This is a genomic window from Streptantibioticus rubrisoli (genome assembly GCF_024436055.1).
GTDB classification, from domain to species: Bacteria; Actinomycetota; Actinomycetes; order Streptomycetales; family Streptomycetaceae; genus Streptantibioticus_A; species Streptantibioticus_A rubrisoli.
In genome coordinates this window covers 342,388-355,823 of the sequence record NZ_JANFNH010000002.1, presented here as the reverse complement: position 1 = coordinate 355,823, position 13,436 = coordinate 342,388, and the positions used below count along the sequence as shown (strand labels likewise).

Sequence of the window (13,436 nt, the reverse complement as noted above, 5' to 3'; positions counted from 1 at the left end):
GCCTCGGGCGGTTCCTCCAGCACGGCTCAGTCCGCGTCCCCGGCGAGCGCCGCGTCGGCGCCGCCGGACAGCGCCTTCGCGGGCGACTCGGTGAAGGAGGGCGGCATCCCCTGCGTCAACTGACGCCGGTTTCAAGGTGATCGACAGAGCCCCGGGGCCTCGCCCCGGGGTTCCGTTCTTTGGCGGCGGTTGGGGCGCCGGTGTTGGCGGTGGTTGGGGCGCCGGTGTTGGCGGTGGTTCATGCGCCGGGCGAGCGGCGGTGGGCGCGCCTGTGTGGGCGGTTGACGCGCCGGGCGAGCGGCGGTGTCGCGTCCATGTGCGCGGCGGTCGACGGGTCGGCGTGCGCGTCGGTGCATGCGACGGTCGGCGGGTCGCGTTACGCCTCGACGCGCGCGGACCGCTTCTGCGGCAACTGGCCGTGCAGATAGGGCAACATGCCGCGTTCCAGTAGTGCCGCCCGCCACGCGACGCGGACGCGTTCGACGTCCGGGGTCCGCTCCGCGCTCACCTCGGCACCGTTGCGCGCGGCGGCGGCCAGCAGGCCGACCGCGTCGGACAGCGCGACCACCGCGGCGATTCCGGCCGTCGCCCAGCCGGTGGCCACCAGCGTCCCGGCGAACTGCGGCCAGGCTCCGAACAGCCGCAGACCGTAGCCGATCAGCAGGAAGACGGCGGCCGCCACGCCGCCCAGCACCGGAACGAGTACGGCCAGCGCGGCCCCGAGCTGCCCGCGTCCGCCCAGCGCCGGATCAGCACTCGACCTCCGGTCACCGCGCCCTCCGTCCAGGAGGCGGGCGGCCTCGCGGATCCGCACATACTCCTGGTACTCCGCGTGCGCGGCGGCGGCGATGAGCGCACTCGCGCCGAACGCCCGGGCGCGCAACTGCTCGGCGGTGACCACTTGAGCGGCACCGCGCAGTGCCCGCCGGATCCCCGGAGCTTCCAGCGCCTCTCGCAGCACCTGGTCGAATTCGCCCCGGTCCTCCTCCAACAGGTGGCCGGGGCTACTGGAAAGCGGGCCCTGTGAAGGGCTATACGCAGAAGGTTCCCCCATGGACTTCCTCCGGTGGTCGTGCTGTCACTCCGCTGACCTCTTACCTGGAGCGACGCGGTAACTCGCTGCTTCAGTTCCCTGGTTGCACAACTCCTGACGTGCCGTTGATCGACAACCACCGAAGCATCAAAAACCCCGCCGAGCCTTCGCATCGTCACGCAAGTAACTGTCCATCTTCAACTGGTTTACGGGCGTTGAGCACGGCAGGCTGCCGAACCGTTCGGCTCCCCGGACCGCTGCTGGCCGGAGGTGAACGGACGCTGATCGACTGGCCGTTGAGACATGTGCTCGGAGAGGACGAACATTCCCCCTTGACGGAGTGAGCACTCACTCCGTACTCTTGAGGCATGACAGAGAACACCACTCCCGCCGCACCCGCTCGTCGGCGCGCACCGGCCATGGATCCCGACCGGCGCCGCGCAATGATCGTGACCGCCGCCCTCCCTCTCGTCATCGAGTACGGCTCCGCCGTGACCACGGCGAAGATCGCCCGCGCCGCGGGCATCGGGGAAGGCACGATATTCCGCGTCTTCCCGGACAAGGACGCGCTGCTCGCAGCCTGCATGACGGAGGTCCTGCGCTCCGAGGACACCGTGGCCCACCTGGAGTCGATCTCCCTCGACCAGCCGCTCCCGGCGCGCCTTACCGAGGCCGCCGAGGTGATGCGCGGCTACATGAGTCGGATAGGCGCGGTCGCTGGTGCCCTGGCCGCCGCCGGACGGCTGGAGCGTCCGGCCGCCGGTCAGTCGAGCGAGGACACCCGCCTGCCGGACCGCGAGGCGGCTCTCGCCACTCCGCGCGCGGCCCTGGCCGCCCTGTTCGAACCCGACCGGGGCAGCCTGCGACTCGCTCCGGAACGACTCGCGGACGCCTTCCAGCTACTGCTGATGTCCGCCGGACGCCCAGGCGCCCCCGACCCGCTCACCGACCGCGAACTGGTCACCCTCTTCTTGTACGGCGCACTCACCCAGCATGAGGAGGCCAGATGACCACGCCTATAAGTGATGACCACGCTCAAAAATAAGGAGCACCCAACGGCGGTAGTTTCGCCGGGCGACATCAGCGCTTGCGGGGCGTCCTTGTTCTGAGCAGAACGCCGCCATGACCCGCGCCATCGGGCGCTCCACCGGCTGACCGGATCTTCGCCATCACCGCCGCGCCGCTGCACTACTAGCACGGCCAGCACGGCCAGGTCTTCGGCGCCTGGTCCACGGTGGCCGACATCACCGACCAGCACCGCCCCGTAAAGCGGCTCGCCTGCTCGACGAGGCCAGCGCCCGCGTCGGCGCCAGCCGCGCCACAGCCGCACACGGGTCTTCGACGAGGGCGGACGCGGGCTCCTGCCGGTACCCCAGCTCGCCCAGCGCTGAGGTACCGGGCACGCCCGGGAGGGCAAGACCGTCTGGTACGAGCGGGCGACAGCAATCCAGGCACCTTATGTCCGTTTTGCCTAGTTAGTGAATAAAAGCCTTTTGCGCCCATTAGGCCCTTTTGCAACGAAAGCGCGACTACGTTCATTTACGGATGGTGTCGAGGACACCTGGCGCGCGATCCACACAACCCGCACCGGCGGCGTTACCTTGCGTCCGTTCCCGCCCGCTGGCATGTGATGCGCAGCATAGGGCGCAAATCACTTACGAAGCCACCTAGTGGCTTACACCGTCCTTACAGGACCAATGGAACGGGCCTAAGGTCCCGGTCAGGGGGGCTATCCACTAACCAAGTTAGTAAAAAGAGCAATTGTGGACCTATTTCCGAGCAGCTAAGAATGTCCCCGCCGCAGCGCACCGCTAAACGAAATGCGGGCTTATTGCCGAGGGGACCGGCAACTGCGGACAAGCCCCCCGGAAGAGGTCTGCTCCTATGCCCATTCCTGCATTCAACCGCCGTACCCGCCTGGGTTTCGCCAGTGGCGCCGTCATCGCCGGCACCTTCGCGCTCACCTGCCTGGCCGCACCGGGCTCCGCCGCGGCCGCCACCGCGAGCTCCGCGCCCGCGACGTACACCGTCCAGTCCGGTGACTACCTGACGAAGATCGCCCAGGCCGAGCACGTGCCCGGCGGCTGGCAGGCCCTGGCCCAGGCCAACGGCATCGTGAGCCCGTACATCCTGCAGCCCGGGCAGCAGCTGGCCCTCCCCGGCGGATCGACCGCGCCCAAGGTCTCCAGCACGGCCACGGCCTCCAAGGCGAGCGCCACCCCGGCATCGGCGACGACGAGCACGCAGTCGTACCCGAACAACCTGAACGGCTGGATCAACCACGCGCTGGCGATCATGAAGCAGCACGGGATCCCCGGCAGCTACAACGGCATCCACCGCAACATCATGCGCGAGTCCTCCGGCAACCCGAACGCCATCAACAACTGGGACTCCAACGCCGCCGCCGGTCACCCCTCCATCGGTCTGCTCCAGGTGATCCAGCCGACGTTCAACACCTACCACGTGGCCGGTACGTCGTGGAACATCTACGACCCGGTCGCCAACATCACCGCCGCCTGCAACTACGCGGCGCACCGCTACGGTTCGATCGACAACGTCAACAGCGCGTACTGATCGCACCCTCAGCGACACACCGAACCGCCGCGGAGTGACCCGGACCTGATGGTCCGTACGTCACCCGCGGCGGTTCGCCGTTTTCGTCAACTGATCGCCTGGCCAGCGACGTTGGCCCAGCCCGCCCCGCGCGGTGACCCGTCCGACGAGGACGGCGCCGCCGCCGACCGCCTGGACGTCGCCCGTGGCGAAGGTCTGGGTCACGCGGAACAGGTACGCCCGGGCGACCTCCGCCACCTCTCCGACCCGGCCGACCGGCCGTGTATGGCACCTCGGCGGCGCCGCAGTGCTGGCCATGACGGCACGGCCGCTCGGGGCGCCGCGCGCCTGGGCTCCCGGGAATTTCCCGGGCCATTCCTATTACTCACACCGGCTTTCCGGTCAACGGGCCGAATTATGTGACGGCCGCAATATGACCCCGGTCACATTTACCGGGGTTCGCTGTGATGCCCCCTATATGAGGTGCGTCACATACGAGGCTTCGTAGTACGTCTCTGGCCCCGACGGGCCTGGACTGACGGGACTTCGGTCGCGGGCGGACGCGCTTGCACTAAGCGGCTTCGGAGTATGCGCCGATTCCTATGTCTTGTTTTGCCCGGAATGCCTGGTTAATGCTTCTGGGGTCCCCGACGAAAGAGGTAACCCTCGCATGCTGCGCTTCCCCAAGTCTTCGACCCGCCGTCTGACCAAGGCCCGTACCTTCGCCCTGAGCGGCCTCGCCGCCACCGGCCTGTCGGTACTCGCCGCGACCGCCGGCGCCCCCAGCGCCTCCGCGGCCACCCCGGGCGGCAACGTCGACGGCTGGATCAAGCAGGCCCTGGTCGTCATGCACGAAAAGGGCATCCCCGGCAGCTACGACGGCATCCACCGCAACCTGATGCGCGAGTCCGCTGGCAACCCCAACGCCATCAACAACTGGGACTCCAACGCCAAGATCGGCACCCCTTCGAAGGGGCTCATGCAGGTGATCGACCCGACGTTCAAGGCCTACCACGTGGCTGGCACGTCCTCGAACATCTACGACCCGGTCGCCAACATCGTCGCCTCCGCCAACTACGCGGCACACCGCTACGGCTCGATCGACAAGGTCAACTCCGCCTACTGAGCCCAAACCCAAAGGCTCCAGCCCTCAGGCGAGACTCCCACCCCGCGCGGGCGTTCGCGTCCGGCCCGGGCCCAGCGGGATGGCGCCAGCCATGAACTGTCAGAGCTCCACCGCGGGGTAGGTCTCGACGTAGCTGTCACCTGCGGCGCCGTAGTAGGTGCAGGTACGGGCGATCAGGTCGACGTCGTACCAGATCACACCCGCCTTCCAGCAGCCCTGGACGAACTCGTCGAAGGTGGTCTCCCCCGCCTGGTCCGCGCGCAGTACCGCGATGAGCGCCTCCCGGTCGAACACCGCCGCGTCGACCATGCCGGTGACCAGCGGCTCGCCCTGGTCGACCAGGTGCCCGGTGTCGGTGAGATAGAGCATCGCGTTGGACGGTACGGCCATCCGGCAACGGGTGACCCCGGCCTGGCGCAGCACCTCGGCCAGGTAGGGGAACCCGCCGACCTTGGGTCGGATGGCGGCAGCGCGCTCCAGGGCGGCTCGCAGTTTCGTGGTCGCAGTACTCATCGTGTCCTCCGAATAGCTGGGGAGGCGACACCCGGACGTGGCGGGCGGGCTATGATGGCAACATAGTTCCAATGTGACAACATGTTGTCAATCGAGGGGTTGTGACATGGCCGACGAGATGGCCTTGCTGGTCGCGGATGTCTTCGAGGCGGCAGGAGCGCTGCGCAGGTCCGGCGAGGCGATCGCCGCGACCATGGGCCAGACCCAGGCCCGATGGCAGCTGCTCAGCGTCGTCTCCGACAGCCCGCGAACCGTGGCCCAGGCAGCCCGCCGCCTCGGCATCTCCCGTCAGGGAGTGCAGCGCGTCGCCAACGACCTGGTCGGCGAGGAACTCGCCGTCTTCCGGCCGAACCCCGATCACCGCAGCTCGCCCCTGCTGGAACTCACGCCAGCCGGACGCCACGTCCTGCACCAGATCACGGCCCAGGCCACCGAGGCCCACCGCGCACTGGCCGCCGACTTCCCTCCGGGCGAGATCGCCGCCGCCCGGGACCTGCTGCGCCGCCTCACCGACCGCGTCCAGCAACGGCAAACGTGACCTGAACACGCCAAAAAACTTTGGCGTTGAGCCTTGTTGTCTCACCCCCGCCGTGCATCAATGGGCCGTGGCACCGGCGACCTGACTTCACGTCAGATAGGAAGCGGCCAGCGGGCATCGAACCGCTGTCTCGCACGAATTCCGGTTCATCGCTGATCAGCACCCCGCGTCCGCCGACGCCGGTTCCCCCCACAGTTGTGCATCCGGAAGGGAAAGATCATGCGGCATAGAAGGCTCGGGCTCGGTGCGGTGCTCGGCTCCGGTGTGATCGTCGCGGCCAGCCTGGTGGCGGCGCCCTTGGCTGGGGCGGTCTCGCCCGACACCGCCACGCTCTCGTTCGACTGCGGCTCCTACGGTTCGGGTACCGCGACGCTCACCGCCTCCCAGGACGGCAGCACGGCCACCATCACCGTCTCCACCTCAGCGATCACCGCGCCCATCGACATCTCCGCCGGTTCGGTGAGCTCCACCCTCACCCTGACCGACAGCAACTCCCAGACCGTCACGCTGACCGGCAGCTCCAACCCGGACATCTCCGCCGGAAGCGCGGTGTCCACCGGACCACTCACCGGTACCGTCCCCACAGGTGACGGCCTGCAGGCCAGTTCGCTCCAGGTCACCGTCTTCGGCATCACGGCGACCTGCAACGCCACTTCGGCGCAGGACCCCGGCCCGTTCGTGTTCTGACCACCGAACCGTTCCGCCTGACGCCCGGCCCTCGTACGTCGACCGCTTCCCACGGGTGACGGACGAGGGCCGGAGCATGGCCGCATTCGGCCTTGTGCCACCGTGAGTTCACATTCCGGCCAGCTCAACGTCTTGTGCGACTGGGGCAGTTGCTGTGTGCTGGGGCGCGGTTTCCCGATCTTGGCATTGAGGTGGTCATGTCCGAGTTCTCGCGTCGGCACATACTCAAGTCCGCACTGGGCGTCGGTGGCGCCGCCGCCGCGGCATCGCTCCTGCCCCCGAACCTGCGGCGCGCCATGGCCGAAACGCCGCGGCGCCCCGGCTCGTTGGACGACGTCGAACACGTCGTGATCCTCATGCAGGAGAACCGCTCGTTCGACCACTACTTCGGCACGATGCGCGGGGTACGGGGCTTCGACGATCCCGACGCCGCGAAGCTGCCCAACGGCCGTTCGATCTTCTACCAGCCGGATCCGGCCAACCCGGACGGTTATCTGCTGCCGTTCCACCTCGACACCAGAACCAGCAGCGCCCAGGCGATCCCGTCGACGAGCCACGCGTGGTCCGTGCAGCACGAGGCGTGGAACGGCGGCGCGATGGACAACTGGGTTCCCGCGCACCGCAAGGCCGACGGCGAGGCGCACGGCCCGTACACCATGGGCTACTACGAGCGCGCCGACATCCCGTTCCACTTCGCGCTCGCCGAGTCCTTCACCATCTGCGACGCCTACCACTGCTCGGTGCTCGGCCCCACCTGGCCGAACCGGCTCTACCACTGGACCGGCACCATCGACCCGAGCGGTGCCTTCGGCGGGCCGGTGATCAGCAACGTGATACCGAAGCCGTTCCGCTGGACCACCTACCCGGAGCGGCTCACCAAGGCGGGGATCTCCTGGCACGTGTACCAGGAGGAGGACGACTACGGCTGCAACCCGCTGGAGTTCTTCAAGGCCTTCCAGGACTCCGCTCCGGGCGAGCCGCTCTACGAGCACGGCCTGACCATCGGCCCCGCCGACCAGTTCGCCCAGGACGCTCTCAACGACCGGCTGCCCACAGTGTCCTGGATCATCCCCACCTCGCCGCAGTGCGAGCACCCGGACTACCTTCCGGCGTCCGGCGCGGACTTCCTGGCCCGGCAGCTCGACGCGGTCGCAGCCAACCCCGAGGTGTGGCGCAAGACGGTCTTCATCATCAACTACGACGAGAACGACGGGCTGTTCGACCACGTCATCCCACCGACTCCGACCGCGGGTACCCCCGACGAGTTCGTGGACGGCCTGCCGATCGGCGCCGGGATCCGGGTGCCGTGCATCATCGTCTCGCCGTGGACGCAGGGCGGCTGGGTGTGCAGTGAGCCCTTCGACCACACCTCGGTGCTGCGTTTCCTCGAGCGGCTCACCGGGGTACGGGAGAGCAACATCAGCGAGTGGCGGCGGCGCACCTTCGGCGATCTGACCTCGGCGTTCGGCTTCAAGCAGAACCGGCCGTTCCCCCAACTGCCGCCGACGAAACACCAGTTGTGGGCAGCCGAGCACGAGGTCGCCACGCTGCCCGCACCGCCGGTTCCGGGCAAGGACCAGACTCCCCCGCACCAGCACGGGGGCCCCGCCGTCAAGCCGGTCGCGGCGTCGGTGGCCAGCCCGAGCGCGCTCAGCGGCACTCGCCAGTACGCCACCAGCCGGGTCACCGAGGACGCCACCACGCACAGCGCCGACTTCCCGCACGGCACCAGCGGCACCAACTTCCCCGGCATCCAGGACTCGGTGCCCAAGACCGGCCCGACCAGCGGGGTGCACGCCTATGTGGCGGGCATCGTCTGTTACTCGATCGCGGCCATCGACACCTCGACCCACAAGCTGGTCGCCAGCATCCCGTGCGGCCCGAACCCGTACGGGATCGCCAGGACGCCGGGCGGCGGCAAGCTCTACGTCACCGAGTCCGGGGGCAGCGCCGTCTCCGTACTGGACACCAGGAAGGGCAGGTTCACCACGAGCGTCACCGTCGGCCTCTATCCGCACGGTGTGGCGGCGGCGCCGGACGGCAGGAGCGTCTACGTGGCCAACACCGGCCCGGACACCGGTCCCGGCGGGTCGCGGACGATCTCGGTGATCGACACCAACTCCGACAAGGTGGCGGCGACTTGGCGGGCGGGACTCGCCCCGCACGCCATCGCGGTCAGCCCGGACGGCAGGCACCTGTACGTCACCTGCGCCGATGGGCTGGCCGTGGTGGACACCGGCCACGGCACGACGCGCACCCACCTCACCGGCCAGGCACGGGCCAACGGCGTGGCGGTGCATCCGGACGGCAAGCGGGTGTACGTCGCCAACACCTGGCAGGGCACCGTGTCGGTGATTGACACCCGCAGCCACCGGGTCACCGCCCGGGTCCGCGTCGGCAGGACGCCCTGGCAGATCGCGGTGAGCCCGGACGGCACCCGGGTCTACGTCACCGGCGCCGGAGACGACACCGTCACGGTGCTCGACGCCGCCCGCCACACCGTGGTGGGCACGGTGCGCGTGCACCACGTGCCGACCGGGCTCACCGCGACGCACAGCGCGGTGTGGGTGTCCACCAATGCCTCCAGCACGGTGGATGTGATCGACGCGAGGACGCTGGAGGTCGTCGCCAGCACTGAGCTGGGCATCTCGACCGAGCCCAGCGGGGTGGTGATCGCCTAGCTCCGCGCCCGGGCAGGAGCTGTTCCCCGCGCCGAACTGCTACGCGTGGTGCGTGGATGCTCCCAGTGTCTACGGCATCGCGCGCCCGGCTCCCTCCAATGGGCCGGGCCGCGATGACGCCTCCCGGTCCGCGCCGCCCGGGGGTTCCGGGCGGCGGCAACGAGCCCTGCGTCAGGCGGACTTGATGGCGGAGATGTCGAAGGTGAGCTTGACCTTCTCGCCGATGAGGACGCCACCGGTCTCCAGGGCGGCGTTGTAGTTCAGGCCCCAGTCCGTGCGGTTGATGGTGGTGGTGCCTTCGAAGCCGACGCGCTGGGTGCCGTACGGGTCCTTGGCGCTGCCGTTGAACGTGAGGTCGATCGAGACCGGCTTGCTGGTGCCCTTGATGGTGAGGTCGCCGGTGAGCTGGTACGTCTCGGCGTCGAGTTGCCGCGCGGAGGTGCTGCGGAAGGTGATCTCGGGGTAGGTCTCGGCCTCGAAGAAGTCACCGGTGCGCAGGTGACCGTCACGCTGCTCCTGGCCGGTGTCGATACTGGCGACCTTGATCACCACCTCGGCGGTGGAACGGGACGGGTCGCTGCCGTCCAGGTGAAGCTTGCCCTCGTACTCGGAGAACTGGCCGCGCACGGTGGTGACCATGGCGTGCCGGACGGCGAAGCCGATCTCGCTGTGCGCCGGGTCGATGGTGTAGGCGCCGGTGAGGTGCGACAGGTCCTGGGCGGTGGGCGCGGTGGCGGTGATGGTGGCGGTGTCGGACTTGCGGCTGAAGAGGCCCATGGTGACTCCCACGGAGAGATAGTTGAAGCTTTAACTTTTCGCGACCCAGCATAGGTCGGCTTTGTTTAATGTTCAACATGACCGGGCGGGGAAATCTTCCGGCACTACGCGGAGACCAGTGGGCGCTCGCCGTCCGCCACGGAGTCCGCCGCTACCCGCTGTTCGAGCCGGGCCCGCACCTGCGGCCACTCGTCGTCCAGGATCGAGTAGAACGCCGTTCCCCGCACGGCGCCGTCCAGCCCGCGGGTGTGCGCCCGGTGGACCCCGTCGAGGACCGCGCCGAGGCGCTCGATCGCCGCGCGGGACCGGGTGTTGCGCGCGTCCGCACGGATCGAGACACGCCGCACGCCCCACGTCTCGAAGGCGTGCCGCAGCATCAGCAGCTTGGCCTCGGTGTTGATCCCGGTGCCCTGGGCACCCGCGGACAGCCAAGTGCCGCCGATCTCGGCGGCGTCGGGGACCGCGGTGAGCGGATCGCCCAGCGGGCCGCGCGGTGCGGGCGGCCAGATCACCGGGCCCTGCCAGTAGTCCAGCTCGCAGAACCGGGTCGCGCCCACCACCAGGCCGTCCGCCACCCGCACCGTGGCGAAGGGCAGCGCCAGGCCCGCCGCCTGGGCCGCCAGCGCGTCGGCGACGTAACGTTCGGCCGCCACCACCCCGCTGGGTACCGGTATGAAGGAGTAGTCGCCGCGATCCTCGCCAGCGGCCACTGCCAGGGCCTCGACGTGGTGCTCGGCGAGCGGCTCCAGGCGCACACTGCGGCCATGGAGGAATACGGGTACGGGCACTGGGTCCTTCAGCGGTGCGGATGTACGGGGAGTCGGCGGGCACCGACAGGCGTACGGTCGCCCTGGCTGATGGCCGCGAGGTTGTCGATCGGTTGCCGTGGGATTGACGGCAGGTTGAAGATCGACTTCAGATCGGGTCCGGAGAACACCAAGGCCGTGGGGACGTTCCCCCCCCCGGCCGCACCAGCGTGGACCGGCAGTTGAGAGCACGTTCGGTCCGTTCCGCTGGCCGCAGGTGTCAGCCGACCGCCCGCGCCGCGCCGGTCATCGGGCACCGCCCCGCATGACGTCCGCGCCCCATGCGGTGAGCCGGTCGGCGAGCGGGCCGTCGCCGTCCAGGACGTGCCGGGTGAACGCGTCGCGCTCATGGGCCAGGACGGCGGCCTCCCAGACGCAGGGCGCCAGGCCAACCCGTCCCGGGCGGAGCTGGTCGGGTCGTCCGGCCGGGCCGGTGTAGACGGCGAGGTCGGACATGTGTCCCTCGATCCAACTGTGCACCAGGACGTAGTCACCGTCGCCGCCCGCGTGGGCGATCAGCACGGCGAGCCCGAGGGATCCCCGGGCACGGCCGAGCGCCAGGTGCGCCTCGGCGATCCGCAGCGCCGCCGCCTCGTCCCGTTCCGTCACCGTACGGCCCGGCGCCTCCAGGGCGTACGCCTTCACCAGGTGACCGCCCGCTTCCCGTACGCCCAACGGCCTTGTGGTGCGGGTGTGATGGTCTTCGGCCAGGGCAAGCAGCGCTTCGGCATCCACCGCCGCTGGCAGTTCCCCACGTTCGCTCATCCGTCCATGATGCGGTGGGCGAGCCGGAATTGGGGCGCCGGGGGCGCTGAGGTGGCTCGCCGCACCGCACGGCGTGTCCGAGTGAGCGTTTTCGACCGCTTCTGATCGGCTATGCCCCATGGCACATGGCGCAGCACGGCAGAACGGTTCCGTCCGGCCAGGTTTGACCGATCGGTGGAGAGCGGTGGTGGACTCACACCTCTCCCGCACCAAGAGATCCCTGCTGGTCACCTGGGTCTCGTTCGGGACGACTTTCGGTACCGCGCGGCTGATCACTCATGGCATCCACGGCGGTTGGCTGCCCTGGGGAAACATCTCCACGGGCGGAGAGCACGTGCACCACTACAACTTCGGCATCGCCGCCCTCACCGGCGTCGGCCTGGTCGCGGTACGCGGCGACGAGCGGACCGTCGGGCATCCCGCGGTGGCCGCCGTCTACGGCGCCGGGTGTGCGTTGATCGCCGACGAGTTCGCACTGCTGCTGGACCTGAAGGACGTGTACTGGGCCAGGCAAGGGCGGGTGAGCGTCGATGTCTCGCTGGGCGTGCTGTCCCTGCTCGGCGCGTATCTGACGGCGGCGCCGTTCTGGCACGAGATCGCTCGCACCACCCACCGCCACTTCACCCGCGAGCCTACCGAGCCCAGCGAGAGGTGAGGCACCGTCTCCCGACGGCAGGTGGTTCCGGGGCCCGACGCGCGAGCGCGCGCCGCACGCCAAGGGCGCGGGCCGTTCCTAGAATGGGTGCCATGGCGCGCAAGGCCCTGGCCGGGCTCGTTCCGCTGGTCGCCCTGGCGCTGGTCGCCACCGGTTGCGGTAGCACCAGCAACGTCGGCGGCGGCCCCAGCGGTGGCTCGCGGTCCGCGGCCGGAGCGGACTTCGGCGCCCAGATCTGCGGGTCCCCCCAGCACCAGCCCCGCTTCCCGGTGCCGTTCGGCGAGTTGCCCGGCGGCGCCAGGGCGCTGTCGGGGGCCGGGTCGACGTTCGTGGCGCCGATGATGTCGGACTGGACGAAGACCTACAGCCAGTCCACCGGTGTCCAGGTGGCCTACCAGTCGATCGGCTCCGGTGGCGGTGTGGCGCAGATCCAGGCCCGCACGGTGGACTTTGGCGACAGCGACACCGCGATGACCCCGGCCGAGCAGGCCAAGGCCCAGGGTCCGGTGCTGCAGATCCCGCTGCTGCTGGGCGCGGTGGTGCCCGCGTACCACCTTTCGGGTGTGAAATCGGGGCTGAAGTTCACCGGCGACGTGCTCGGCAGGATCTACGCCGGGAAGATCAAGGCGTGGAACGACCCGGCGCTGACCGAACTGAATCCCGGGAAGAAGCTGCCGAAGGAGCCCATCGCGGTGGTGCACCGCTCCGACGGCTCCGGCACCACCAACATCTGGACCGACTTCCTCAGCGAGCAGTCCCCCACCTGGGTGCACGCGCTCGGCGGCCCCAGCCGCAGCGCGGGAAAAACGGTGGCCTGGCCGGTCGGCATCGGCGGCAAGGGCAACGAGGGCGTCTCCGGACAGGTCAGCCAGACCGAGGGCGCGCTGGGCTTCCTGGAGCTGCACTACGTACTGGCGCAGAACAGCACGTACGGCCAGGTACGCAACAGCGCGGGCCGGTTCGTCCAGCCGTGCGTCGCCACCGTGACCAAGGCGGCGAACGGGGCCGCCTTCCCCGCCATCCTCCACCACGCGGTGATCAAGGGCACCGACCCCGACGCCTACCCGATCAGCGGCACCAGCTATGCGCTGCTGTACCGCAACCAGACGGATCCGGCGAAGGCCGCGGCGCTGGTCAACTTCTTCTCCTGGGTGCTGTCCAAGGGACAGGACCTCAACGCCAACCTGAACTACTCGCCCCTCAGCAAAGACCTGCAAAGGCTGGCCGTGGACCAGCTCAAGCAGGTCACCGTCAACGGCAGACCCGCCGTCACCTAGCCACCGCCGAGCGGTGGGAGAGCCG

General features: G+C 69.3%; 14 protein-coding genes and 1 pseudogene. 9 read left to right on the top strand and 6 right to left on the bottom strand.

What is annotated here, in order from left to right; all coding sequences use genetic code 11:
• Positions 1-376: 376 nt before the first annotated feature.
• Entirely contained in the window at positions 377-991 is a 615-nt protein-coding gene (locus tag NON19_RS04965; RefSeq protein WP_255925353.1) for a hypothetical protein, read from the bottom strand.
• Between the two features lie 410 nt (positions 992-1,401).
• Here NON19_RS04965 and NON19_RS04960 point away from each other — a divergent pair, with 410 nt between their 5' ends.
• Together NON19_RS04960 and NON19_RS04955 are read left to right on the top strand one after the other, a co-directional pair.
• Positions 1,402-2,043 (top strand): TetR/AcrR family transcriptional regulator, encoded by a 642-nt coding sequence (locus tag NON19_RS04960; RefSeq protein ID WP_255925352.1) that lies wholly within the window; start codon positions 1,402-1,404, stop codon positions 2,041-2,043.
• A gap of 874 nt (positions 2,044-2,917) precedes the next feature.
• The gene (locus NON19_RS04955; RefSeq protein ID WP_255925351.1) at positions 2,918-3,607 is read left to right on the top strand and encodes a transglycosylase SLT domain-containing protein; all 690 of its coding nucleotides are present in this window, start codon (positions 2,918-2,920) and stop codon (positions 3,605-3,607) included.
• A 60-nt stretch (positions 3,608-3,667) separates the two neighbouring features.
• On the opposite strand, the gene NON19_RS04950 is transcribed toward NON19_RS04955, so the two are convergent.
• Positions 3,668-3,844, bottom strand: coding sequence for a hypothetical protein (locus tag NON19_RS04950; protein WP_255925350.1), 177 nt, complete (start codon positions 3,842-3,844; stop codon positions 3,668-3,670).
• Positions 3,845-4,256: 412 nt separating this feature from the next.
• On the opposite strand from NON19_RS04950, the gene NON19_RS04945 reads away from it, so the two are divergent.
• On the top strand, positions 4,257-4,712 hold the full coding sequence (locus NON19_RS04945; RefSeq protein WP_255924431.1) for a transglycosylase SLT domain-containing protein: 456 nt from the start codon (positions 4,257-4,259) through the stop codon (positions 4,710-4,712).
• Positions 4,713-4,811: 99 nt separating this feature from the next.
• On the opposite strand, the gene NON19_RS04940 is transcribed toward NON19_RS04945, so the two are convergent.
• Complete coding sequence (locus tag NON19_RS04940; protein WP_255925349.1) at positions 4,812-5,225, bottom strand: DUF1398 family protein; 414 nt, start codon at positions 5,223-5,225, stop codon at positions 4,812-4,814.
• A 106-nt stretch (positions 5,226-5,331) separates the two neighbouring features.
• Between NON19_RS04940 and NON19_RS04935 the strand changes: the two genes are divergently transcribed.
• The 4 genes and pseudogenes from NON19_RS04935 (at position 5,332) to NON19_RS04920 (ending at position 9,131) form a co-directional block, all read left to right on the top strand.
• Positions 5,332-5,763 (top strand): MarR family winged helix-turn-helix transcriptional regulator, encoded by a 432-nt coding sequence (locus NON19_RS04935; RefSeq protein WP_255925348.1) that lies wholly within the window; start codon positions 5,332-5,334, stop codon positions 5,761-5,763.
• A gap of 219 nt (positions 5,764-5,982) precedes the next feature.
• Positions 5,983-6,450 carry a hypothetical protein gene (locus NON19_RS04930; RefSeq protein WP_255925347.1) on the top strand — a complete coding sequence of 156 codons (468 nt, stop codon included), beginning with the start codon at positions 5,983-5,985 and terminating at the stop codon, positions 6,448-6,450.
• A gap of 197 nt (positions 6,451-6,647) precedes the next feature.
• Positions 6,648-8,054: pseudogene (locus NON19_RS04925) on the top strand (alkaline phosphatase family protein); the annotation flags it as partial.
• Positions 8,055-8,081: 27 nt separating this feature from the next.
• Positions 8,082-9,131 (top strand): YncE family protein, encoded by a 1,050-nt coding sequence (locus NON19_RS04920; RefSeq protein ID WP_255925376.1) that lies wholly within the window; start codon positions 8,082-8,084, stop codon positions 9,129-9,131.
• A gap of 171 nt (positions 9,132-9,302) precedes the next feature.
• Here NON19_RS04920 and NON19_RS04915 read toward each other — a convergent pair whose 3' ends face one another.
• From NON19_RS04915 to NON19_RS04905, 3 genes are all read right to left on the bottom strand, one after another.
• On the bottom strand, positions 9,303-9,908 hold the full coding sequence (locus tag NON19_RS04915) for a YceI family protein (protein WP_255925346.1): 606 nt from the start codon (positions 9,906-9,908) through the stop codon (positions 9,303-9,305).
• Between the two features lie 104 nt (positions 9,909-10,012).
• A complete protein-coding gene (locus tag NON19_RS04910; protein WP_255925345.1) occupies positions 10,013-10,696 on the bottom strand; it encodes a GNAT family N-acetyltransferase in 684 nt (227 codons plus the stop codon).
• Positions 10,697-10,960: 264 nt separating this feature from the next.
• Positions 10,961-11,479 carry a hypothetical protein gene (locus NON19_RS04905; RefSeq protein ID WP_255925344.1) on the bottom strand — a complete coding sequence of 173 codons (519 nt, stop codon included), beginning with the start codon at positions 11,477-11,479 and terminating at the stop codon, positions 10,961-10,963.
• Positions 11,480-11,666: 187 nt separating this feature from the next.
• Here NON19_RS04905 and NON19_RS04900 point away from each other — a divergent pair, with 187 nt between their 5' ends.
• Together NON19_RS04900 and pstS are read left to right on the top strand one after the other, a co-directional pair.
• Positions 11,667-12,134 carry a hypothetical protein gene (locus NON19_RS04900; protein ID WP_255925343.1) on the top strand — a complete coding sequence of 156 codons (468 nt, stop codon included), beginning with the start codon at positions 11,667-11,669 and terminating at the stop codon, positions 12,132-12,134.
• 92 nt (positions 12,135-12,226) lie between these two features.
• On the top strand, positions 12,227-13,411 hold the full coding sequence (gene pstS / locus NON19_RS04895) for a phosphate ABC transporter substrate-binding protein PstS (protein ID WP_255925342.1): 1,185 nt from the start codon (positions 12,227-12,229) through the stop codon (positions 13,409-13,411).
• The last annotated feature ends 25 nt before the right edge of the window (positions 13,412-13,436 follow it).